The organism is Oceanobacter sp. 1_MG-2023 (assembly GCF_030689025.1).
Lineage (GTDB): Bacteria > Pseudomonadota > Gammaproteobacteria > Pseudomonadales > Oceanobacteraceae > Oceanobacter.
On record NZ_JAUYWA010000005.1, the window covers coordinates 112,997 to 133,457 of the forward strand.

Here is a 20,461-nt window from a genome sequence, read left to right on the forward strand (position 1 = left end):
AGAGCAACGTATGCAGCAGCCTGACCGGCCTCGTCACACCAGACCGGTCAGCCGCCAGTTGTATCAGCGTCTACAGCGCCTGTAACTTGGCAAAACTGAGCACCAGCCATTTGCTGCCGACATCTTCAAAGTTCACCTGTACCCGCAACCCCGGCCCCTGGCCTTCGAACTGCATTACCGTGCCTTCCCCAAACATCTCATGGTAGACCCGACTGCTCAGGCCAAAAGGCCAGTCCGCCGATATATCTGCTTGCAGTCTGTGATTCCCCGTTCTTGATCGTCGGGCACTCAGAGGTCGTGATACTGTATTTTTCAAACGCACTTCATCCATCAGTTCTGTCGGGATTTCACGAATAAATCGCGAAGGAGTACTAAAATTTTCTTGCCCATGCAAACGTCGGCTCTCGGCGTATGTGATCACCAACTGATCCATCGCCCGGGTGATACCGACGTAAGCCAGACGCCGTTCTTCTTCCAGTCCATCGGCATCATCCATCGACATCTTGTGAGGAAACAAGCCATCTTCCAGGCCGGTTAATACCACCTGGGGAAACTCCAGTCCTTTGGCAGAGTGCAGCGTCATCATCTGCACCGCATCTTCATGTTCATCCGCCTGCCCCTCTCCGGCATCCAGCGCGGCGCTATCGAGGAACTGCGCCAACAGGCTGATATCCTCATCATCACCACCTTCGAACACCTTGGCGGCATTTACCAGCTCTTCCAGGTTTTCGACTCGGGCCTGGCCTTTCTCACCTTTTTCCTTGCGGTGGTGCTCAATCAGGTTGGTTTGGGCAAGTACCTGCTCCACCAGCTCATGCAATTCAAGGTCGTCAATGCCGACACTCATTTCATCAACCAGCGTCATAAAACCAGCGACAGCCGTACCAGCCCGTTTTGACAGGCCGCCGGCCGCTACCACCGAAGCACAGGCATCCCACAGCGAACAACCCTGATCCCGCGCCACTGAGCGCAAGGTATCGAGGGTTTTTTCGCCGATGGCCCGGGCTGGAATATTAATCACCCGCTCAATGGCTGCATCATCCTGGCGGTTGAGCAGCAAGCGCAGATAGGCCATGGCGTTCTTGATTTCCAGACGCTCGTAAAAACGCTGGCCACCATAGATGCGATACGGAATCCCTGCCCGCAGCATGGCTTCTTCCAGCGTTCTGGATTGCGCATTGGAGCGATAGAGAATGGCCATATCGACCCGGGCACGCCCCTGCTTGGCCCAGACATCCACCAGATCGGCGATATAACGTGCTTCGTCCTGCTCATTAAACGCACGGTACAGACGAATCGGATCACCCTTGGCACCGGTGGTATGTAACTCCTTGCCCAGGCGGCCACTGTTGTTCTTGATGACGGCATTGGCGGCATCCAGAATCGTCGCCGTGGAGCGATAGTTTTGCTCCAGCTTGATCATTTCTGCACCCGCAAAGTCCTGTTGGAAGTTGCGGATATTGCCCACATTCGCACCCCGCCAGCCGTAAATCGACTGATCGTCATCCCCCACTGCCATAACTGATACGGTATTACCGGCCAGCAAACGAATCCAGGCATATTGGATATTGTTGGTATCCTGGAATTCGTCCACCAGAATATGGCTGAAGCGTTGCTGGTAATGTTGCAGCAAATCGGGATTATGCAACCAGAGCTCGTGGGCACGCAGCAGGATTTCACCAAAATCGACCATGCCATTTTGCTGACAGTTGTCTTCATAGATTTGATAAAACTGCTGCAGGGTGCGAGTAAAGTTATCGGCCGACGGGATAACATGCGCCGCACGACGCCCTTCGTCTTTCTGTTCGTTGATAAACCACTGCAATTGTCTTGGCGGATAACGACTGTCGTCGATGTTGTTGGCTTTCATCAGTCGCTTGATCAGGCGCAACTGGTCATCGCTATCCAGAATCTGGAAGTACTGGGGCAAGCGGGCTTCACGCCAGTGATGCTTCAGCAATCGATGCGCCAGGCCGTGAAAGGTACCGACCCACATGCCACTGGCAGGTACATCCAGCAGTTGCTCCAGCCGGCCACGCATTTCCCTGGCCGCCTTGTTGGTAAAGGTTACCGCCAGCACAGCAAAGGGTGAGACGTTTTCCACCTTGAGCAACCAGGCAATCCGGTGCACCAATACCCGTGTTTTACCCGAGCCGGCACCGGCCAATACCAGCTGGTGAGGAGATTGGGCAGCCACCGCGTTGCGCTGGCCGTCATTTAATTGATCAATTATCAGTGAAGTATCCATGTCGCGAGTTTACCAGATTGCAACCGTCACGGCAGATTCTGATCGACAATCACCCTGTTTATCCGTACAGCGGGAGATTTAACAGGACGATGACAGTGAGGCACTCTATAATCCGTGACCAAATTTTAATTATTCGGACTCATTAGAGTGAGAAATAGCCCGATTCTGGCCGAAATATCCGCAGCTATCCCCAACTTACGTAAATCTGAAGTCAAGGTGGCTGAATACGTACTGCGGTCGCCACAGCAAGTGATGCATATGCGCATCGTCGACCTGGCTCAAGAAGCCCAGGTCAGCGAGCCAACGATTGTGCGCTTTTGCCGGGGCATCGGCTGCAACAGTTTTCAGGAATTCAAGGTGCGAGTGGCCCAGGAAATGGCCATCACCAACAATATTGGTCAATTTGCTATCGCCACAGACGACAGCATCGACAATATTTGCAGCAAGATTGCCGATACCACCATTCAGCGGCTGCATCAGGTCAAATCACAACTGAAACCGGAACAGGTTGGCGTCGCCGCCAATGCCATCAGCATGGCAACCCGAGTCGAATTCTACGGCTATGGTGCCTCCGGTGCGGTAGCGATCGATGCCCAGCACAAGTTTTTCCGTCTTCAGGTGGCCACCGCGGCCTACAGTGACCCGCATATGCAAGCCATGTCTGCGGTCACCCTCGGGCCTGAAGATGTCGCAGTGGCCATTTCCCAAAGTGGTCGCACCAAGGATTTGCTTAACTCGATTGCCCTGGCCCAGCATCATGGTGCCAAGGTAGTGAGCCTGGCACCCGCCAATACTGCGGTCAGCAAACAGGCCGACTATCCGATTCATATCAATATTGAAGAAGATACCGATCAGTTTACGCCAATGACATCCCGCATTGCTCACCTGATGGTGATCGACATGCTGGCGGTTGCTGTTACCCAGCGTCGCGGCCCTGAATTTGCCCGCCACCTCACCAACATCAAGCGCAGCATCAAATCGCTACGATTGGAGCAGGGCAACGAGCCGTTTGATCCCAAAAACATCACCCGCTAGCCTCTCACCTGCCCGCAGCAGCAACCAGGTCATGGAAACATCAATCTGTCTTGTCACTGTCATTGGAATGCAACTTCGAGCATCAAACATCGTCATAGCCAAATCAATCCAAGGAGAGTGACGATGTCAGCAATAACCAAACTTGAATCTCATGAACAGGTTGTGACGTTTGATAGTCAGGGCAAGGTCGTTGTTAACAAGACCAGCAAGGTGTCTTCCAAGGTCATTGCCCGGCGGGCAATTGAAGCCCATAGCGAACGCAAGCATCTGGAACAGGACTTTGACCGCTACTACGACAACCTGCTCGACCTCTAAACTCTTGTTATTTTGCCAGCCCGACCAGTAACACTCTGTCGCTACATTGATCAGTAACCCAAATAACAGACATAAAAAAACCCGGCAAATCATTGCCGGGTTTTTAGCGGGAATCCGTTACCGCAGATTACTGTCTCAGACGAACTTACTTGCCAGTAAATTCAGGGTACGCTTCCATACCACATTCTGAAATATCAACACCTTCGTATTCAGCTTCTTCGCTCACACGCAGACCCATGACGGCTTTGATAGCGCCCCAAGCGATCAGTGATGTGATAAAGACCCAGACGAAGATAGTGATTGCACCCATCAGCTGGCCACCGATAGAAGCGCCGCCATTAGTGAACGGAACAACGATCAGACCAAACAGACCAACAACACCGTGAACAGAGATCGCGCCAACCGGATCATCAATCTTCATTTTGTCGAGAGTCAGGATGGAGACAACAACAATCAGACCACCGATAAAGCCGATGATGGTTGCAGCGAAAGGCGTCGGCGTAGAAGGCTCAGCAGTAATTGCTACCAGGCCAGCCAGTGCACCGTTCAGACACATGGTCAGATCCGCTTTGCGGAACAACACATAAGCCAGCAACAAGGCACCAATCAGACCACCAGCAGCCGCAGCATTTGTGTTAGTGAACACAACAGCAACCGCATTGGCATTGGCGATATCGCCCAGTTTCAGAACAGAACCACCGTTGAAACCGAACCAGCCCATCCACAGGATGAAACAACCCAGTGTAGCCAGTGGCAGGTTAGCGCCAGGGATTGCACGGATTTCACCGTTTGCACCGTACTTGCCTTTACGTGCACCCAGCAGTATCACACCAGCCAGAGCTGCAGCAGCACCTGCCATGTGAACAATACCGGAACCGGCAAAGTCAGAGAAACCGAAGTCATCGCCCAAGCTGAACATACCGAAGACGGACGCACCGCCCCAAGTCCAGCTGCCTTCCATCGGATAGATGAAGCCAGTCATAATGACAGCGAAAACCAAGAAAGCACCCAGCTTCATACGCTCAGCAACCGCACCAGATACAATCGACATGGCGGTAGCTACGAACACAACCTGGAAAAAGAAGTCAGACGCACCGGAGTAGATTGAACCACCCTGGAAACCGTCTTCACGTGCTGCAAAATCACCCAGTACAGCGGCGGTATCGACATCTGCAATACCAGCCAGGAAGTAACCACCGCCGTACATCAATTCATAACCGCAAACCAGATACATGGTACAAGCGATTGCAAACAACGCGATGTTTTTGGTCAGGATTTCAGTTGTGTTTTTGGCACGAACCAGACCTGCTTCCAGCATGGAAAAGCCAGCAGCCATCCACATAACCAACGCGCCACATACCAGGAAATAAAAGGTATCCATGGCGTACTGCAATTCGTAAATATTATTTTCCATTCTAAGCCCCCCGCATCAGGCCAGATTTTATCTATTAGTTAGAACTGAAAAGGATCAGAGCGCGTCAGCACCGGTTTCACCAGTACGAATGCGAACAACCTGCTCCAGAGTTGTAACAAAAATCTTGCCATCGCCAATTTTGCCAGTGTTGGCAGCCTTGGTGATCGCTTCAATAACCTTGTCAGTCAGGTCATCATCAACCGCTACTTCTATTTTTACTTTAGGCAGGAAATCAACCACATACTCGGCACCACGATACAACTCGGTGTGTCCTTTCTGACGACCAAAACCTTTGACTTCGGTAACAGTGATGCCTTGTACGCCGATCTCGGACAATGCTTCACGCACATCGTCCAGCTTGAATGGCTTCACAACAGCAGTAATGAGCTTCATAGAAAACTCCTTTTTGAGCTAAAGGGATGGGAATGGCCTATGCGAGGGCACAGGCCATTGTATGCTTTTTACATCTCGATAGGCAGGCTGTAAGACACAACGTATTTTGCAGACTCATCGATGTGACCGGCTTCATTCATCTCGATGTCCTGATCCAGGATTTTCGAGATAGTGAAAGCAACGGTATCGTTGTAAGCGTAAGTTACGTCAAGGTGCATGAAGTCATTGCCTTTATCGACGTCGCCACCCAGAGAAGCGGAGAAAGACGTGTCAGGAATATCAGCACCTACTACGAAGTAGAAACCATCAGCATCGGAATCGCTGCTTTTATCGAAGCGAATGCTGGCCATGCTGTAAGAGAAGCCTAGAGAGAAGTTGGCAGAATCGTCGAATTGATCGTATTCATCTGTTTCTGGGTACAGGTAAGTTGCGTAACCAATGTCGTAACCCAGATCACCAACGGCACCAGCATAACCAATGTACAGGTCAGTTTCTGTACCCAGGCTGGTATCACCTGAAGAAGTCCAAACACCAGCGTACAAGCCAGACTCGTGGCTGTAATCCAAAGAACCGGAAACAACAGGAGCGCCGCCGCCCAGATCCTGACCGTGCCACAAGTACACGCTGGCCAGATCAACAGATGCAGAGATTTCTGCTTGAGCAGTTTGAACAGCAGTCAGTCCTGCCGTCATGGCACCAGCGAGAACGATTGCTTGAGACAGTTTTTTCATCGTTTTTTTTCCTTCATCGGTTAGCGAAGCTAGTCATTAAACATGTTCGATGCTTTGGGGCCAGGAACTGCACCTTGAGCATCGTTGTAATTCTGTGAGAGAGAGTTAGCAGTGACCGTGCCAACTTTGAAAACCCCCGATATTAGCGGCTTTCCTGATATAATCTTCAGGATCCAGAGATCCTGATTGCTCCAATTTTGTGCGCGAATAAACAAAATGCATCAATTTTTACCACCTTTAAAAAACACTTGGCTCCAGATTGGTGCCAATAAGCCCTTAAAGCCCCTCAATGGCGCAACAACAACCCACGCAATGAGAGCCAAAAAATGAATGCAGATGAAATACGCTTTAAAATCGAACAGTTACTGGCACAGTCACCCTTTGCATTCCTCTCACAAGAAGCGCACAAGAATATGGCATCCCAGCTGCAGTTGCTGTTCAGTAGTGCCGATTTGGTCACACGAAAAGAATTTGATGCCCAGCAGCGCGTTCTGGAAGAATACCGCGCACTACTGGCCACTCTGGAAAACCGGCTTGCCAAACTGGAAGCTCAGCCTTCTGATGATAAGGACGCCTGACGCTCTTTCCAGACGTCATAGCCATTCACCGCCAGGTGTAAACCCAGAGCCAACCCGGCAGCGGTAGCAATGGCGGTGAGGCCACGAAATTCCAGCAAGAAAAAGCCACTAGAAAGCATCAGGAAACTGGGATAAAAAAGTGTCCGCTTAAGAACAAGTTGCAGTTTATTCATAGTGTTTCTCCATCAAATAGCAGCAAATAACGTCATTAGGTGTTGGGGGTTTTCAAGAGCAAATTGCCCGACTTGCTGGCCAGCGACGGCTGACCATTGTCTGATTCATCTTTCAGGGCCACCCCGGACAACGCCCGGCGGTCAGCCTCCAGCAGCAGATACATCAATTTATGAGTCGCCTCTTCATAACGCAGTCCTTCGTGGCGCACATTGGAGATACAGTTACGATTTGCATCGTGCTTGCCGCTGGCAGGCTCCCACGTGAAATAAATGCCCAGCGAGTCTGGCGAGCTTAATCCTGGCCGCTCACCAATCAACATCACCAGCATCCTGGCCTTGAGGGTTTCACCAATCGGGTCGCCAATGGCTACTCGCCCTTGTTCCACCATGACAACCGGCCCCACCTTCAATGAAGTATCAGCCAGTGATGTCAGCAAGCAGTCCAACATCGGGGCGGCATGCCGCTGCACCGCCAATGATGACAAGCCATCAGCCACCACCACAGCAATATCAAAAGCGGCCGGAGGACTGTCTGCCATCCACTGTGTCAGTGCTTCCTGACTACTTGATGAAAGCTGGCGACCGTAATCGGGTCGTTGTAAATACTGCGGCCGTCCATCGGCCTGACTGGCCAGCTTCAAGACCGGCCCCGGCAATCCGGCTTGCGCCAACACCTGTTCCAGATCCTGTTGCAACTGCACAAAACCCAGCGGCAGATGCACGGCATCCCTGGCTCTGGCATGGGCCAGCTGAAACTCCAGATGTGCCCGGGTCGGTAAACTGATTCCGGCCCGGCCGAGACCAATGCGGGCATCGGTGTATTCACGCAAGGTCTGCCATGGGTTTTCTACCAGAATGGTATCGGGTTTATCAGCCATATCAGTGACCTCCCCGGATCACATGTTCAAACGGTGCCGGCAGAGACTGGTTGCCATACGCCAGATGATTCTGTTGATCAAAAATACCAATGGTCTGCAGCCAGGCTTCAAACTCCGGTGCCGGTTTCAGACCCAATAATTCACGGGCATACAAGGCATCATGGAACGACGTCGTCTGATAATTCAGCATGATGTCGTCCGAACCAGGAATACCCATAATAAAGCTACCGCCAGCGGCGGCGAACAGGGTGAGCAACGCATCCATATCATCCTGATCAGCTTCCGCGTGATTGGTGTAACAAATGTCGCAACCCATCGGAACGCCCATCAGCTTGCCGCAAAAATGATCTTCCAGACCCGCCCGAATAATCTGTTTACCGTTGTATAAGTATTCAGGGCCAATAAACCCAACCACGGTATTCACCAACAGCGGTTTGAATTCCCGGGCAACGGCATAGGCACGGGTTTCACAGGTTTGTTGATCCAGACCAAAATTGGCATCGGCGGACAGGGCACTGCCCTGTCCGGTTTCAAAATACATGCAATTCTGGCCAACACTGCCACGCCCCAGGGTTTGTCCGGCAGCGTAAGCTTCTTTGAGTAAAGCCAGATTGATGCCAAAACTGTCGTTGGCTTTCTCGGTACCGGCAATGGACTGGAAAATCAGATCGACCGGAGCACCCCGGTTTATCGCTTCAATATGGGTGGTCACGTGTGTCAGGACACAGCTCTGGGTAGGAATATCGTAATGCTGAATCACATCATCCAGCATTTTCATCAGGGTGATCACCGCTTCGGTATTGTCGCTGGCCGGGTTGATACCAATGACCGCATCACCACTGCCATACAGCAAGCCATCCAGAACAGAGGCGGCAACACCGGCCGGATCATCGGTCGGGTGATTGGGCTGTAACCGTGTCGACATGCGGCCCGGCAAGCCAATGGTATTACGAAACCGGGTGACCACCTGACATTTGGAAGCCACCAGCACCAGATCCTGCAGTCGCATGATCTTGCTCACCGCGGCAGCCATTTCCGGCGTCACACCCGGTGCAATACGTGCCAGCATCGCGGTTGAGGCTTGTTCACTCAACAACCAGTTACGGAAATCCCCTACCGTCAAATGCGCGATCGGCGCAAAGGCCAAGGCATCATGCCGGTCAATAATCAGTCGGGATATCTCATCGGCTTCGTAAGGAATCACCAGTTCATTCAGGAAAGTTTTGAGCGGCACATCAGCCAACGCCAATTGTGCAGCGACCCGTTCCTGCTCATCCAGAGCAGCCACACCCGCCAGGCAATCCCCAGAACGCAACGGTGATGCTTTTGCCAGCAAGCTTTTCAGGTCATTAAATTGCCAGCTTTTCTGGCCAAGTGAAATCTGATAACTCATATCGACGGGCCTTTGCCAAAGATAATGGATTCCAGCGTCGGGTTGCTGTCGCTCTTGTCAGTACCAACGGAATCCGTTGTACATTCCCAAAGGGATAAACAGAAAGCGCCCGGAACAAGCCGGGCGTACAAGTCGGATGTAACGGACGCTTCCGTCATGCAGACTGACGAATCAGCCTTCGTGCTTATCAAACGCGTCGTTCTCGTGCTTGATCAGGGCGTACATAAAACCAACAAAGGTTACGACAGCCAAACCACACAGAAAAGCCACAACGCCAGGTTGGTCTGCGAAGGTAAAGTAAGCGCCTACGCCTTCCCAGCTATCAATCGGTGAAGTATCCATAATGTATTCCTCTTTACTAACAGCAAGTTAAGACAAGCGGGGCAGCAGCGCCCCGCCCGTTTGAGAATCAAGCGGTCGATCAGCTACCCAGCACACCATTCGCAGGCAGACCAGCGGCATCCGCAGGAACAGTACCTTCAATGATGTCGCGGGAAGGCACACGCTCTGGGTAAGGAATGGCTGGAATTTCAACCAGATCCAGACCTGCAGCTTCTGCCTTGGCAGGAACACGCAGCATGTTCATTTTCTTCAACAGCAAGGAGATGCCATAGCCAGGTACAAAACCAGTGACACACATAACCACGGCGCCCAACAGCTGACCGAAGAAAGTAATGTCTGGAGCACCTTCTGGAACACTTGGGTAACCGGAGGCGAAGACACCAACCAGAACCACACCCAGGAAGCCACACCAGCCGTGTACCGCTACCGCGCCAACTGCGTCATCGATACCGCACTTCTCAACGAACTTGCCAACGATTGGCATGGAAATACCACCAACAACCGCCAGGAAGAAGGTCAGTCCCGGATAGTAAAGATCCAGACCGGCCGCAACAGTAATGATGCCAGCCAGGCCACCGGACATGGTCATGAACGGCTCACGAGAAGACAGGTAAGCACCAATCACGCCACCGGCAAAACCCATCAGTGTGTTGAATGCAAAAGCAGACAAGTTGGTTGGGTTACCGTAAATAGTTGTCCAGCCAGTTTCACCACCGTTAAAGATGATGCAGCCACCCAGGAAGCCAAAGAAGCCGACAATAATCATCATCAGACCAATCAACGCCATTGGCAGGTTGTGAGGCACAATGGCCATCGCCTTGCCGTCGACGAATTTGCCCAAACGAGGCCCCAGATTGATCAGCACACCCAGCGCAAAGAAACCGGCGATGGCGTGAACCACACCTGATGCGCCCACATCGTGGTAGCCCAGATCCAGCAGCAACCAGCCATCAGGATGCCATCCCCAGGCACCGGCCAGAATCCAGACACCAGAACCCACCACAATGGTCAGGATCAGGTACGCACTCATGCGAATACGCTCGATCACCGCACCCGACAGAATGGAACCGGTTGTGGCACCAAACATGGCGAAAGCAGCCCAGAAGATACCAGTGCCCATATCAGAGACATCAGGACCCATACTGGCAGCCCATGGCAGGGCACCAGAAGCATCAATAGGAATCAGACCACCAGGGAATGCGTTATAGATCCACCAGCCGAAGAAGTAGAAAGTAGGCACAACAACGGCCAAAGTCAGAATATTTTTCATACCGGATGCCAACGCGTTTTTGACGCGCGACGCACCAATTTCATACGCAAGGAAACCGGCGTGGATCATGAACATGATGGCAGTACACCACCAATAGAACACCTCGACATTCATCGCCTGATGCATTTCGAAAGCCGCTTTAAAGGCTTCCAATTCTTCTGGAGTCATGGGATTTCCCCTCTCTGATTGAGTAAGTTTTTAGCTAAACCAATTCAGACTGGTCAGGGTCGTACTGGGTACGGGAATACTGACCAGACAAAAATATTCTCAGAGGGAATATTGCATGGCCGGTGCCAAGCCTGTCGCAAGTTCAAATATTCAGACAATGACAGATTTGTCCGCTTTAGAATGGGTAGATAGAGGTATAAGCTTGCAATCAATGTCCACATTGCCAACACCTGTTTGGCCTGGCATTGAGATCGAGACCGATTTTGTTTGCCAACACAATCGGCGCATGGTGTTGCGCGCACCAAAAACAGGCAAAAACCTCCCGAAAACGCCCTGCGACAGAGCAACGCCTATTTTTCTGCCCAGCAGTCACAAGTACTCAGGATAAGGTCACGCCAAATCAGGGAAACAACAGAAATTCCAGCCGTTGTTACCCATGTGTAAAGACTCCGTCTCATGCTTGGTAGATAATACTTTCGTATCACACCCTGCACTCCACCGTCCGCCAGGAGATTCTTCATGTTAAGACGCACCAAAATTGTGGCCACCCTTGGGCCCGCTACCAACACCGATGAAAAAATCGAACAACTGATCGAAGCGGGCGCTGATGTATTCCGTCTCAATTTCTCCCATGGTGACGCTGACGATCACCGCGACCGTGCCGCCATGGTGCGACGAGCAGCCAAAAAACTGGGACGTCACGTCGCCATCCTGGGTGATCTGCAAGGCCCGAAAATCCGCATATCCCGCTTTGCTGAACAAAAAGTCCATCTGGATGTTGGCCAATCCTTTGTACTGGACGCCACTCTCGACCGTGACGCCGGTAATAAAGAACAGGTCGGCATCGACTATAAAGCACTGATCGAAGATGCCCACGTGGGCGATATCCTGCTGCTGGATGATGGCCGCGTTGAACTGGAAGTCACCGAAACCTTTCCTTCAAAGCTGAACACCCGTGTTCGTATTGGTGGCTGGTTGTCGAACAACAAGGGCATCAACCGACTGGGTGGTGGCCTGTCCGCCAAAGCCCTGACCGACAAGGACAAGGTTGACATCAAGCTGGCTTCAGAACTGCTGGTCGATTACCTCGCCGTTTCTTTCCCCCGTGACGAACACGACATGATCGAAGCCCGCGAGCTACTGACGGCCGCAGGTGGTCATGCCGGGCTGGTCTCCAAGATTGAACGGGCAGAATGTGTTGCCGACGATGCCGTACTGGATGGCATTATTCGCGCTTCCGATGCCGTTATGGTGGCTCGTGGCGACCTGGCCGTAGAAATCGGTGATGCCGAACTGGTCGGCGTACAGAAAAAAATCATCTCCCGCTCCCGTCAGCTGAACAAGCCGGTGATCACGGCGACCCAGATGATGGAATCCATGATCGACAGCCCAATGCCAACCCGCGCTGAAGTCTCCGACGTTGCCAACGCCGTTCTCGACTACACCGATGCCGTTATGCTGTCAGCTGAAACCGCTGCCGGTGACTACCCGGTTGAAGCCGTTGCCGCCATGACCCGCATTATTATGGGAGCCGAGCGTCACCCATTGGCCAAACGTTCCAAGCATCGTCTGTATGAAGACATGCACAGCATCGAAGAGACCATCGCACTGTCGGCCATGTATGCCGCCAATCACCTGGTTGGTGTGACCGCAATTATCTCGCTGACCGAAACCGGTGCAACACCACGCATGATGTCGCGACTGCGTTCAGCCCTGCCGATCTTTGCCTTCTGTCGCCGGGAAGACACCCAATCCCGGGTGGCACTGTATCGTGGTGTGCAAACCGTGCCATTCTACGCCGACCAGCTGGAACCGGATGCCATCAACCCCTCTGCCATCGCCATCCTGAAAGAATCGGGTGAAATCAGCAGCGGCGATTACGTTGTGATTACCCGGGGTGATTATCTCAACGCCCAGGGCGGCACCAACACCATGAAAATTGTGCGTGTAGACTGACCCAGACACCGGCCGGGTACTCTCTCCGGCCGGGTGCTTTCCATCCCTCCTGATCCCACTCCTGACCCCAACCCTGTAACACTGTCATGGCACTGCTTTGACTCACACTATTCTCGCCACTCTGAACAGTCATTCAATATTTTTTTGAACCTGATTGGGCGTCGCTACATTTTTGCACTCAAACCGCCTACACTGGGCGCTGACAAACGCCGAGCAGTTGCTTCTAAGACAAGGGTGGCAAGCCATCCTGTGATGAAGCCTCTGCCGTGGCACAGGCTGACGCCTGAAGGCATAACGCCCCAGCCACCAGGGTTCGATGGGAAACCATTGGGCCTCCCTTATTTGGAAAGGTGTATATGACCCGCTTCAAGCCCGAGCTGAGCGACCGTTATGGTCGCCGCTTCAGCTATTTGCGCCTGTCGATTACCGACGTGTGCAATTTTCGCTGCCACTACTGTTTACCCGATGGCTATCAGAAAACCGATCAGCCAGAACCACTGACGCTGGCAGAAATGACACCACTGCTGCAAACCTTTGCCCATCTTGGCACCCGTAAAATACGTATTACCGGCGGTGAACCCAGTGTCCGCAAGGACCTCACCGACATCATCAGTCTGGCGGCCCAGACACCTGGCATCGAGCAAGTGGCGTTAACCACCAATGGTTACCGCCTGGCAGACCAGGTTGACGACTGGCAGCAAGCCGGTCTGCAACGCCTGAATCTCAGCATCGACAGCCTCGACCCACAGCAATTTGCCGCCATCACGGGCTACTCACATCTCGACCGTATCATGGCGGGGCTGGAACGGGCGTTAAGCCTCGGGCTGGATGTCAAAATCAACGCCGTGTTGTTGCGTGGCTTTAACAGCGAGCGTTTGCAACAGTTTCTCGACTGGATCAAACACACCCCGGTGACCTTGCGTTTTATCGAACTGATGGAAACCGGTGATCACCCGGTCTTTTTTGCCGAGCATCACGTCAGTGGCGAATCCATCCGGCAACAGCTGCGAGACACCGGCTGGCAGGTCGCCATGCGCCACCAGCATGATGGCCCGGCAGAAGAATTTTCCCATCCGGATTATCGTGGCAAACTGGGATTGATCATGCCCTATAGCAAAGACTTTTGTTCCAGCTGCAATCGTCTGCGTATTTCGTCGCTGGGGAAATTGCATCTCTGTCTGTTTGGCGAACAGGGTTATGACATACGATCGCTACTACAGCCCGGCGTAGACCCCGAACTGCTGGTAGCAGAGCTGGAGCAGCGCCTGGGCCTGAAAGACGAAACCCATTACCTGCAAAGCGGCAATACGGGCGCTACCCGTCATTTTGCCATGCTGGGTGGCTAACACCGGGATAAACCCGACAGCGGAGGCGATATGGATACACACGCAAAGGCAACAACCATCGGGGTGATTCTGGCAGGCGGGGCGTCCCGTCGCATGGGGCAAGACAAGGCCATGCTTCCCGCCAGAGAACATGCCAGCTTGCTGCACCACCAAGTCGATCTGATGCAGCAGCTTGGGCTGCAACAACTGTTTATCAGCCGCCATGCCTCCCTGTCCACCCCGGACGACCTGCAACACCTGGTGGTCTGTGATGTCAATGACGAACACCACGATGGCCCACTGGCCGGACTGTTCAGCATTGCCAATGCCTGCCCCAAGGCAACCGCCTTGCTGGTGATGCCCGTCGATCTGCCGTTGATGGACTTGCCCACGCTGCGTTACCTGCTCACTACCGGCCATAGTGATCATCGAGCCGTTTATTTTCTGCAGGAATATCTACCACTGTACCTGCCACTATCTGCCAACGTACGGCAATATCTGGAAGACCAGCTGACGTTGGCGACCGCCGACAAATCGATCCGCGGGCTGCTGAGCTTTTGCCAGGCCTTGTCTCTGCAACCCGCCAATCCTACCGCACTGACCAATACCAACACCCATGACGAATGGCTTGCCAGCCAGCAAGTCGGTGCTTATCCCAACGTTATCGAACGCGAGTAACTCTGATGTCCAAGACTTTTACCGATCAATTCATGCCGCTGAACATTGCCGTACTAACGGTTTCCGACAGTCGTACCGAGGAAAACGACACCAGCGGCAAACTGTTAATCGACAAACTGACCGATGCCGGCCACCAGCTGGCCGACAAACGCATTGTCGTTGATGACAAATACCTGCTGCGGGCCACCGTCTCTAACTGGATAGCCGACGCCACCACCCAGGTGGTACTGATTACCGGTGGCACCGGCTTCACCGAACGCGACACCACACCAGATGCCATGATTCCGCTGTTTGACCAGACCATCGATGGCTTTGGTGAACTGTTCCGCCATATTTCCTATCAGCAAATCGGCACCTCCACCATTCAGAGCCGGGCCGTTGCCGGATTGGCCAACAGCACTCTGATTTTCTGTATGCCGGGTTCCACCAATGCCTGTCGTACCGCCTGGGACGAGATTATTGCCAGCCAGCTGGACAGCCGTTTCAAGCCCTGCAACTTTGTCTTGCGCCTGAAAAACACCGCCAACCAGCTGTGTGACAGCCGCGGCTGATACGTACGAGGCTATTTATCCATGTCTGAACCCAACGAAGTAACCGGGTTTTCCCACGTCAACGCCCGTGGCGAAGCCAATATGGTCGACGTCAGCAACAAACAGCCAACCGTCCGGGAAGCCCGGGCCGAAGGTTTTGTCACCATGCAGGCGGCTACCCTGGAACAAATTCTGGCCGGGGATCACCACAAGGGCGACGTCTTTGCTGTTGCCCGTATCGCCGGGATTCAGGCGGCCAAACAGACCAGCCAGCTGATTCCGCTTTGTCATCCGCTGATGCTGAGCAAGGTAGCCGTTGATTTCGCCCCCCAGCCAGAACAAAACCGCATTCGCATTACCAGCTACTGCAAACTCACGGGTCAAACCGGCGTCGAGATGGAAGCCCTTACCGCCGTCAGTGTCGCCGCCCTGACCCTGTTTGATATGTGCAAGGCCGTCGACCCCGGTATGACGCTCGGTGGCATCCGGGTGCTGGAAAAACTCGGAGGCAAAACCGGTCACTGGCAGGTTGATGCCCCCCAGGAGGTATCACCATGATTCAGGTATTACTGTTTGCCCGCTTGCGAGACCAGCTTGGTACCGGAGCGATCAATCTGACACTGGCAGCACCAACCACCGTGCAGGCCATGCGCCTGGCGCTGCAACAGCAGTTTACCGAGCACGCGGACTCCCTCGCAGCCGGGCAGGCTCTGGTCGCCATCAACCAGTCGCTTTGTAATGATGAAACCATGGTGATCAACAGCGGCGATGAGGTCGCCTTGTTTCCGCCCATGACGGGAGGTTGATATGGATGATATCCGGGTACAGCGTGATGATTTTTCCGTTGCCGACGAATATCAGCAGCTCTGTCAGGACAATCGCGATGATGGTGCCGTGGTCTTTTTTGTCGGCCGGGTCAGAGAACAGAATCAGGGTGACACCATCTCACGTCTGTTTCTGGAACATTATCCCGGCATGACTGAGCGCGCTCTGGCCGACATCGTTGCCGCCGCCAGGAAACGCTGGTCACTGGGCCGGGTGCGGCTGATTCATCGTATCGGTGCGCTCGATATTGAAGACCAGATTATCTTTATCGGAGTCTCCAGTGGCCATCGCCAAAACGCCTTTGATGCGGCGGCGTATATCATGGACTTTCTCAAAAGCCAGGCCCCGTTCTGGAAAAAGGAGATCTTGATCGGGCCAACAGGCGAGACGCTGTCGGAGCGCTGGGTCGACACTCGCAGCAGCGACACGCAAGCCCGACAGAAGTGGGATAACCCTGCCACGCCGGATTCGTTACCATAGCCAGACACGTACAGCCGTGACAACACACTGCGGTCAGTCTGACGCACCCTTGATCCGACCAAAAGGACAATACGTTTGAAACGACTGGAACTCATGATACCCCCGCCACTGGTAGCCATTATTTTTGCCGCCGCCATGTGGCTGATATCCCCTAACCTGCCAACACTGAGCCAGCTTGGACTGATGGACAAGATTCTGGTGGGTTGCTGTGTGGGGGCCGGGCTGGGACTGGACCTGATCGCACTGATCAGTTTTATCCGTCGACGCACCACCATCAACCCGATGAAACCGGAAAACACCGCGTTCCTGGTAACCTCCGGTATCTATCGCCATACCCGTAACCCCATGTACGTTGGCCTGTTACTGAACCTTGCGGGCTGGGCTATTTACCTGACTCACGTATTGCCCCTGTTGCTGTTACCGGTGTTTGTCTATTACCTCAACCGCTTCCAGATCGAGCCGGAAGAGCAACGCTTGGCCGAACATTTTGGAACAGAGTTCACCAGCTATCGGGATACTGTCCCACGCTGGCTGTGAGTAAACTGACAAGTCTTTCGGGCAACTGCTTTCGCACTACCCGCTTTTCCTCAGAATTACTCGCTGGAGCTCACTATGTCGTCGCCACTAACCATGCCCACGGTTTTTATTCCTCATGGCGGAGGCCCGTGGCCTTTTGTGGATCTGGGCGGGCAATTTGGTGACAACGAAATGCAGGCACTGCGCCAGTTCCTGCAACACTACCCTGCCACCCTGCCACAACGACCCAAGGCCTTGCTGGTCATTTCCGCGCACTGGGAAGCACCGGTTATCACCCTGGCAACCGCACCCCATCCGCCCATGCTGTATGACTATTACAATTTTCCACCCGCGTCCTATCATATCCAATGGCCCGCTCCCGGCGCCCCACAACTGGCACCACGGGTCGCCGAACTGCTTCACCAGGCTGGCTTTGCCACCGATAGCGATGATCAGCGCGGTTACGACCACGGCACCTTTGTGCCACTGAAAGTGATGTTCCCGGAAGCAGATATTCCGGTACTGCAGATGTCGATGCTGGGCAGCCTGAATCCGGCCCATCACATCCAGATTGGCAAGGCATTACAGCCATTGCGGGACGAAGGTGTACTGATTATTGGCAGTGGCATGTCGTTTCACAACCTGCGCCAGCTGTGCACCCCAACCAGCCAGCAACTGTCCCGGCCATTTGATGAATGGTTACAGGAAATTGCCCTGCAAGCGCCTACCGAACGGAAACGCAAACTGGCCGACTGGGTATCGGCTCCCAACGCCCGACTGGTACACCCACGGGAAGAGCATCTGCTGCCGATGATGGTGATTGCCGGAGCCGCTGGCCAGGACCCTGGCCACATTGTTTATAACGGCTGTTTTGGTGGTGCCTGGATATCCGCTATCGAATACAGCCGGGCATGACATGCGTTAGTTTTCGAGTTTGAAGCTTTTGCTCATACCGGTCAGATGCTCGGCATCACTTTCGGATGCCAGCTTGATCATCAAGCGCAGATCGTTGGCAGAGTCCGCATGGGCCAGCGCATCTTCGTAAGTAATCTCGCCTTGTTCATACAAGTGGTACAAGGCCTGATCGAAGGTTTGCATCCCCGCTTCGGTGGATTTTCTCATCAAAGGCTTAAGGGCATGAACTTCGCCCTTGCGAATCAGGTCCGATGCCAACGGTGTATTGATCAGCACCTCAATGACCGCCCGACGTGAACGACCATCCGGCGTTGGAATCAGTTGCTGGGCAATAATCGCCTTCAGGTTAAGTGACAAATCCATCCACACCTGCCCGTGCCGCTCCGGTGGGAAAAAGTGAATCACCCGTTCCAGTGCCTGGTTGGCGTTGTTGGCGTGTAGCGTGGCCAGACACAAGTGCCCGGTCTCGGCAAAGGTCACCGCATTTTCCATAATTTCCGGCGAACGTACCTCACCAATCATAATCACGTCCGGGGCCTGCCTCAGGCAGTTCCGCAATGCCACTTCAAAGCTTTCGGTATCCAGACCCACTTCACGCTGGGTGATGATGCAGCCGTCATGCTGATGAATATATTCAATCGGGTCTTCAATACTGAGAATATGACCCTTGCTGTTATGGTTGCGAAAACCAATCATCGACGCCAGCGAGGTGGACTTACCCGTACCGGTCGCTCCCACAAACAGAATCAGACCCCGCTTGGTCATCGCCAGCTCTTTGATAATCTCGGGCAAACCGAGCTGATCAACACTGGGAATCCGGGTCTCGATACGCCGCAACACCATACCGGCGACGTTACGCTGATAAAATGCACTGGCCCGGAACCGCCCGATTCCTCGAGCGTTGATCGCAAAGTTGAGTTCCTTGGTACTTTCAAACTCATCCTGCTGCTTGCTGTTCATCAAACCCAGAACAATATCCCGGGTCTGTTCAGCGGCTAACGGCGATTTGCTCAGTGGCAAAATCTGGCCGTTGACCTTCATCGATGGGGCAACACCGGCTGTAATAAACAGATCCGACGCGCCTTTATCGACCATCAAACGTAAAAACTTGTCCATCGACATAACAGCTTACTCCATGTCGTCACAATACTCCGGCCTAGAAAGCATCCGGGTTTTTGGCTTTTTCCTGCGCAGCTTCACGGGAAATCAGACCACGTGACAGCAAGGTTTTGAGCGACTGGTCCATGGTCACCATGCCGTAGGACGCCCCGGTCTGAATGGCCGAGTACATTTGTGCGACTTTATCTTCCCGGATCAGGTTACGAATCGCCGGGGTACCAATCATGATTTCATGGGACGCAACCCGGCCACCGCCGGTGCGTTTTAACAGCGCCTGGGAAATAACCCCTTGCAGGGATTCCGACAACATCGACCGCACCATGGATTTTTCTTCCGCGGGAAACACGTCGACGATCCGGTCAATGGTTTTGGCAGCCGAGGTGGTGTGCAGCGTACCAAACACCACGTGGCCGGTTTCGGCAGCGGTCAATGCCAGCCGGATGGTTTCCAGATCTCGCATCTCACCCACCAGAATCACGTCCGGGTCTTCCCGCAACGCCGAACGCAGGGATTCGTTAAAGCCCAGGGTATCGCGGTGAACTTCACGCTGGTTGATCAGGCTTTTTTTCGATTCGTGAACAAATTCAATCGGGTCTTCAATGGTCAGAATATGGTCGTGCTTGGTTTCATTGATGTAATCAATCATGGCTGCCAGGGTCGTCGACTTACCGGAACCGGTCGGGCCAGTCACCAGCACAATGCCACGGGGGATTCTGGCCAGATCCTTGAACACTTCGCCCATACCAAGCTGGTCCATGTTCAGAACCTTGGACGGAATCGTCCGGAATACCGCACCGGCACCCCGGTTTTGGTTAAAAGCATTGACCCGGAAGCGGGCGACCCCTGGCACTTCAAACGAAAAGTCGGTTTCAAGAAATTCCTCGAAATCCTTGCGTTGCTTGTCATTCATGATGTCGTACACCAGCGAGTGCACTTCTTTATGTTCCAGTGCCGGTACATTGATCCGGCGTACATCACCATCAACACGAATCATCGGCGGCAAGCCTGCCGACAAATGCAAATCCGAAGCACCTTGCTTGGCACTAAAAGCCAGCAATTCGGTAATATCCATCGCCTGTTTTCCTCTGTAGGCACAACATTTTATTCGTACAGCTGATATCTGAGCCAGGTGATGGCATGGATCAACCTTTTATACGATCATCATATACCAGAGCGTGT

General features: G+C 53.3%; 23 protein-coding genes and 1 riboswitch. Of the genes, 12 read left to right on the plus strand and 11 right to left on the minus strand.

What is annotated here, in order from left to right; all coding sequences use genetic code 11:
• Positions 1–70: 70 nt before the first annotated feature.
• Positions 71–2,248 (minus strand): DNA helicase II, encoded by a 2,178-nt coding sequence (uvrD, locus tag Q8W22_RS05425; RefSeq protein ID WP_303434508.1) that lies wholly within the window; start codon positions 2,246–2,248, stop codon positions 71–73.
• Positions 2,249–2,395: 147 nt separating this feature from the next.
• Between uvrD and Q8W22_RS05430 the strand changes: the two genes are divergently transcribed.
• Positions 2,396–3,283: a MurR/RpiR family transcriptional regulator gene (locus Q8W22_RS05430; protein WP_303434509.1), complete on the plus strand. Its 888-nt coding sequence runs from the start codon at positions 2,396–2,398 to the stop codon at positions 3,281–3,283.
• A 123-nt stretch (positions 3,284–3,406) separates the two neighbouring features.
• Complete coding sequence (locus Q8W22_RS05435) at positions 3,407–3,598, plus strand: PA3496 family putative envelope integrity protein (protein ID WP_303434510.1); 192 nt, start codon at positions 3,407–3,409, stop codon at positions 3,596–3,598.
• Positions 3,599–3,743: 145 nt separating this feature from the next.
• On the opposite strand, the gene Q8W22_RS05440 is transcribed toward Q8W22_RS05435, so the two are convergent.
• The 3 genes from Q8W22_RS05440 to Q8W22_RS05450 all read right to left on the minus strand — a co-directional run bounded on the left by Q8W22_RS05440 (position 3,744) and on the right by Q8W22_RS05450 (position 6,136).
• Entirely contained in the window at positions 3,744–5,012 is a 1,269-nt protein-coding gene (locus Q8W22_RS05440) for an ammonium transporter (protein ID WP_303434511.1), read from the minus strand.
• 54 nt (positions 5,013–5,066) lie between these two features.
• Complete coding sequence (gene glnK / locus Q8W22_RS05445) at positions 5,067–5,405, minus strand: P-II family nitrogen regulator (RefSeq protein ID WP_303434512.1); 339 nt, start codon at positions 5,403–5,405, stop codon at positions 5,067–5,069.
• A gap of 68 nt (positions 5,406–5,473) precedes the next feature.
• Positions 5,474–6,136, minus strand: a complete 663-nt coding sequence (locus tag Q8W22_RS05450; RefSeq protein ID WP_305451777.1) for a TorF family putative porin — start codon at positions 6,134–6,136, stop codon at positions 5,474–5,476.
• A 326-nt stretch (positions 6,137–6,462) separates the two neighbouring features.
• Here Q8W22_RS05450 and Q8W22_RS05455 point away from each other — a divergent pair, with 326 nt between their 5' ends.
• Positions 6,463–6,714 carry an accessory factor UbiK family protein gene (locus Q8W22_RS05455; RefSeq protein ID WP_305451778.1) on the plus strand — a complete coding sequence of 84 codons (252 nt, stop codon included), beginning with the start codon at positions 6,463–6,465 and terminating at the stop codon, positions 6,712–6,714.
• Here the strand turns inward: Q8W22_RS05455 and Q8W22_RS05460 are convergent.
• From Q8W22_RS05460 to Q8W22_RS05480, 5 genes are all read right to left on the minus strand, one after another.
• Positions 6,687–6,887: a hypothetical protein gene (locus tag Q8W22_RS05460; RefSeq protein WP_303434515.1), complete on the minus strand. Its 201-nt coding sequence runs from the start codon at positions 6,885–6,887 to the stop codon at positions 6,687–6,689. The two genes, Q8W22_RS05455 and Q8W22_RS05460, sit on opposite strands and share 28 nt — an antisense overlap.
• A gap of 35 nt (positions 6,888–6,922) precedes the next feature.
• A complete protein-coding gene (gene eutC / locus Q8W22_RS05465) occupies positions 6,923–7,765 on the minus strand; it encodes an ethanolamine ammonia-lyase subunit EutC (protein ID WP_305415460.1) in 843 nt (280 codons plus the stop codon).
• A 1-nt stretch (position 7,766) separates the two neighbouring features.
• Positions 7,767–9,158 carry an ethanolamine ammonia-lyase subunit EutB gene (locus Q8W22_RS05470; RefSeq protein WP_305451779.1) on the minus strand — a complete coding sequence of 464 codons (1,392 nt, stop codon included), beginning with the start codon at positions 9,156–9,158 and terminating at the stop codon, positions 7,767–7,769.
• Positions 9,159–9,329: 171 nt separating this feature from the next.
• The gene (locus Q8W22_RS05475) at positions 9,330–9,500 is read right to left on the minus strand and encodes a hypothetical protein (protein ID WP_303434518.1); all 171 of its coding nucleotides are present in this window, start codon (positions 9,498–9,500) and stop codon (positions 9,330–9,332) included.
• Between the two features lie 79 nt (positions 9,501–9,579).
• The gene (locus Q8W22_RS05480) at positions 9,580–10,938 is read right to left on the minus strand and encodes an ammonium transporter (RefSeq protein WP_303434519.1); all 1,359 of its coding nucleotides are present in this window, start codon (positions 10,936–10,938) and stop codon (positions 9,580–9,582) included.
• A gap of 519 nt (positions 10,939–11,457) precedes the next feature.
• On the opposite strand from Q8W22_RS05480, the gene pyk reads away from it, so the two are divergent.
• The 9 genes from pyk (at position 11,458) to Q8W22_RS05525 (ending at position 18,163) form a co-directional block, all read left to right on the plus strand.
• The gene (pyk, locus tag Q8W22_RS05485) at positions 11,458–12,894 is read left to right on the plus strand and encodes a pyruvate kinase (RefSeq protein ID WP_305451780.1); all 1,437 of its coding nucleotides are present in this window, start codon (positions 11,458–11,460) and stop codon (positions 12,892–12,894) included.
• A gap of 195 nt (positions 12,895–13,089) precedes the next feature.
• Positions 13,090–13,263, plus strand: a riboswitch (molybdenum cofactor riboswitch).
• Positions 13,251–14,240: a GTP 3',8-cyclase MoaA gene (moaA, locus tag Q8W22_RS05490; RefSeq protein WP_303434669.1), complete on the plus strand. Its 990-nt coding sequence runs from the start codon at positions 13,251–13,253 to the stop codon at positions 14,238–14,240. (Overlaps the previous riboswitch by 13 nt.)
• Positions 14,241–14,270: 30 nt before the next feature.
• Entirely contained in the window at positions 14,271–14,897 is a 627-nt protein-coding gene (locus Q8W22_RS05495; protein ID WP_303434670.1) for a molybdenum cofactor guanylyltransferase, read from the plus strand.
• Between the two features lie 5 nt (positions 14,898–14,902).
• Complete coding sequence (gene moaB, locus Q8W22_RS05500) at positions 14,903–15,448, plus strand: molybdenum cofactor biosynthesis protein B (RefSeq protein ID WP_303434671.1); 546 nt, start codon at positions 14,903–14,905, stop codon at positions 15,446–15,448.
• Between the two features lie 21 nt (positions 15,449–15,469).
• Positions 15,470–15,985 (plus strand): cyclic pyranopterin monophosphate synthase MoaC, encoded by a 516-nt coding sequence (moaC, locus tag Q8W22_RS05505; RefSeq protein ID WP_305451781.1) that lies wholly within the window; start codon positions 15,470–15,472, stop codon positions 15,983–15,985.
• Complete coding sequence (locus Q8W22_RS05510; protein WP_303434673.1) at positions 15,982–16,233, plus strand: MoaD/ThiS family protein; 252 nt, start codon at positions 15,982–15,984, stop codon at positions 16,231–16,233. Before moaC ends, Q8W22_RS05510 begins: the two co-directional genes overlap by 4 nt.
• 1 nt (position 16,234) lies before the next feature.
• Positions 16,235–16,732: a molybdopterin synthase catalytic subunit MoaE gene (gene moaE, locus Q8W22_RS05515; protein ID WP_305451782.1), complete on the plus strand. Its 498-nt coding sequence runs from the start codon at positions 16,235–16,237 to the stop codon at positions 16,730–16,732.
• Between the two features lie 75 nt (positions 16,733–16,807).
• The gene (locus Q8W22_RS05520) at positions 16,808–17,269 is read left to right on the plus strand and encodes an isoprenylcysteine carboxylmethyltransferase family protein (protein ID WP_303434675.1); all 462 of its coding nucleotides are present in this window, start codon (positions 16,808–16,810) and stop codon (positions 17,267–17,269) included.
• A 75-nt stretch (positions 17,270–17,344) separates the two neighbouring features.
• Positions 17,345–18,163, plus strand: a complete 819-nt coding sequence (locus tag Q8W22_RS05525; protein WP_305451783.1) for a class III extradiol ring-cleavage dioxygenase — start codon at positions 17,345–17,347, stop codon at positions 18,161–18,163.
• Positions 18,164–18,169: 6 nt separating this feature from the next.
• On the opposite strand, the gene Q8W22_RS05530 is transcribed toward Q8W22_RS05525, so the two are convergent.
• Together Q8W22_RS05530 and Q8W22_RS05535 are read right to left on the minus strand one after the other, a co-directional pair.
• The gene (locus Q8W22_RS05530) at positions 18,170–19,285 is read right to left on the minus strand and encodes a PilT/PilU family type 4a pilus ATPase (protein ID WP_303434677.1); all 1,116 of its coding nucleotides are present in this window, start codon (positions 19,283–19,285) and stop codon (positions 18,170–18,172) included.
• Between the two features lie 34 nt (positions 19,286–19,319).
• Positions 19,320–20,354 (minus strand): type IV pilus twitching motility protein PilT, encoded by a 1,035-nt coding sequence (locus Q8W22_RS05535; protein WP_303434678.1) that lies wholly within the window; start codon positions 20,352–20,354, stop codon positions 19,320–19,322.
• Between the last annotated feature and the right edge of the window lie 107 nt (positions 20,355–20,461).

Bases quoted from the DNA above. Each gene is read 5' to 3' on its own strand.
- Q8W22_RS05495 (WP_303434670.1), top strand. From the start codon at position 14,271: ATGGATACACACGCAAAGGCAACAACCATCGGGGTGATTCTGGCAGGC.
- Q8W22_RS05455 (WP_305451778.1), top strand. From the start codon at position 6,463: ATGAATGCAGATGAAATACGCTTTAAAATCGAACAGTTACTGGCACAG.
- Q8W22_RS05535 (WP_303434678.1), bottom strand. From the start codon at position 20,354: ATGGATATTACCGAATTGCTGGCTTTTAGTGCCAAGCAAGGTGCTTCG.
- moaA (WP_303434669.1), top strand. From the start codon at position 13,251: ATGACCCGCTTCAAGCCCGAGCTGAGCGACCGTTATGGTCGCCGCTTC.
- Q8W22_RS05530 (WP_303434677.1), bottom strand. From the start codon at position 19,285: ATGTCGATGGACAAGTTTTTACGTTTGATGGTCGATAAAGGCGCGTCG.
- Q8W22_RS05480 (WP_303434519.1), bottom strand. From the start codon at position 10,938: ATGACTCCAGAAGAATTGGAAGCCTTTAAAGCGGCTTTCGAAATGCAT.
- eutC (WP_305415460.1), bottom strand. From the start codon at position 7,765: ATGGCTGATAAACCCGATACCATTCTGGTAGAAAACCCATGGCAGACC.
- moaB (WP_303434671.1), top strand. From the start codon at position 14,903: ATGTCCAAGACTTTTACCGATCAATTCATGCCGCTGAACATTGCCGTA.
- Q8W22_RS05475 (WP_303434518.1), bottom strand. From the start codon at position 9,500: ATGGATACTTCACCGATTGATAGCTGGGAAGGCGTAGGCGCTTACTTT.
- Q8W22_RS05435 (WP_303434510.1), top strand. From the start codon at position 3,407: ATGTCAGCAATAACCAAACTTGAATCTCATGAACAGGTTGTGACGTTT.
- pyk (WP_305451780.1), top strand. From the start codon at position 11,458: ATGTTAAGACGCACCAAAATTGTGGCCACCCTTGGGCCCGCTACCAAC.
- Q8W22_RS05525 (WP_305451783.1), top strand. From the start codon at position 17,345: ATGTCGTCGCCACTAACCATGCCCACGGTTTTTATTCCTCATGGCGGA.
- Q8W22_RS05470 (WP_305451779.1), bottom strand. From the start codon at position 9,158: ATGAGTTATCAGATTTCACTTGGCCAGAAAAGCTGGCAATTTAATGAC.
- moaC (WP_305451781.1), top strand. From the start codon at position 15,470: ATGTCTGAACCCAACGAAGTAACCGGGTTTTCCCACGTCAACGCCCGT.
- moaE (WP_305451782.1), top strand. From the start codon at position 16,235: ATGGATGATATCCGGGTACAGCGTGATGATTTTTCCGTTGCCGACGAA.
- glnK (WP_303434512.1), bottom strand. From the start codon at position 5,405: ATGAAGCTCATTACTGCTGTTGTGAAGCCATTCAAGCTGGACGATGTG.
- Q8W22_RS05440 (WP_303434511.1), bottom strand. From the start codon at position 5,012: ATGGAAAATAATATTTACGAATTGCAGTACGCCATGGATACCTTTTAT.
- uvrD (WP_303434508.1), bottom strand. From the start codon at position 2,248: ATGGATACTTCACTGATAATTGATCAATTAAATGACGGCCAGCGCAAC.
- Q8W22_RS05450 (WP_305451777.1), bottom strand. From the start codon at position 6,136: ATGAAAAAACTGTCTCAAGCAATCGTTCTCGCTGGTGCCATGACGGCA.
- Q8W22_RS05510 (WP_303434673.1), top strand. From the start codon at position 15,982: ATGATTCAGGTATTACTGTTTGCCCGCTTGCGAGACCAGCTTGGTACC.
- Q8W22_RS05460 (WP_303434515.1), bottom strand. From the start codon at position 6,887: ATGAATAAACTGCAACTTGTTCTTAAGCGGACACTTTTTTATCCCAGT.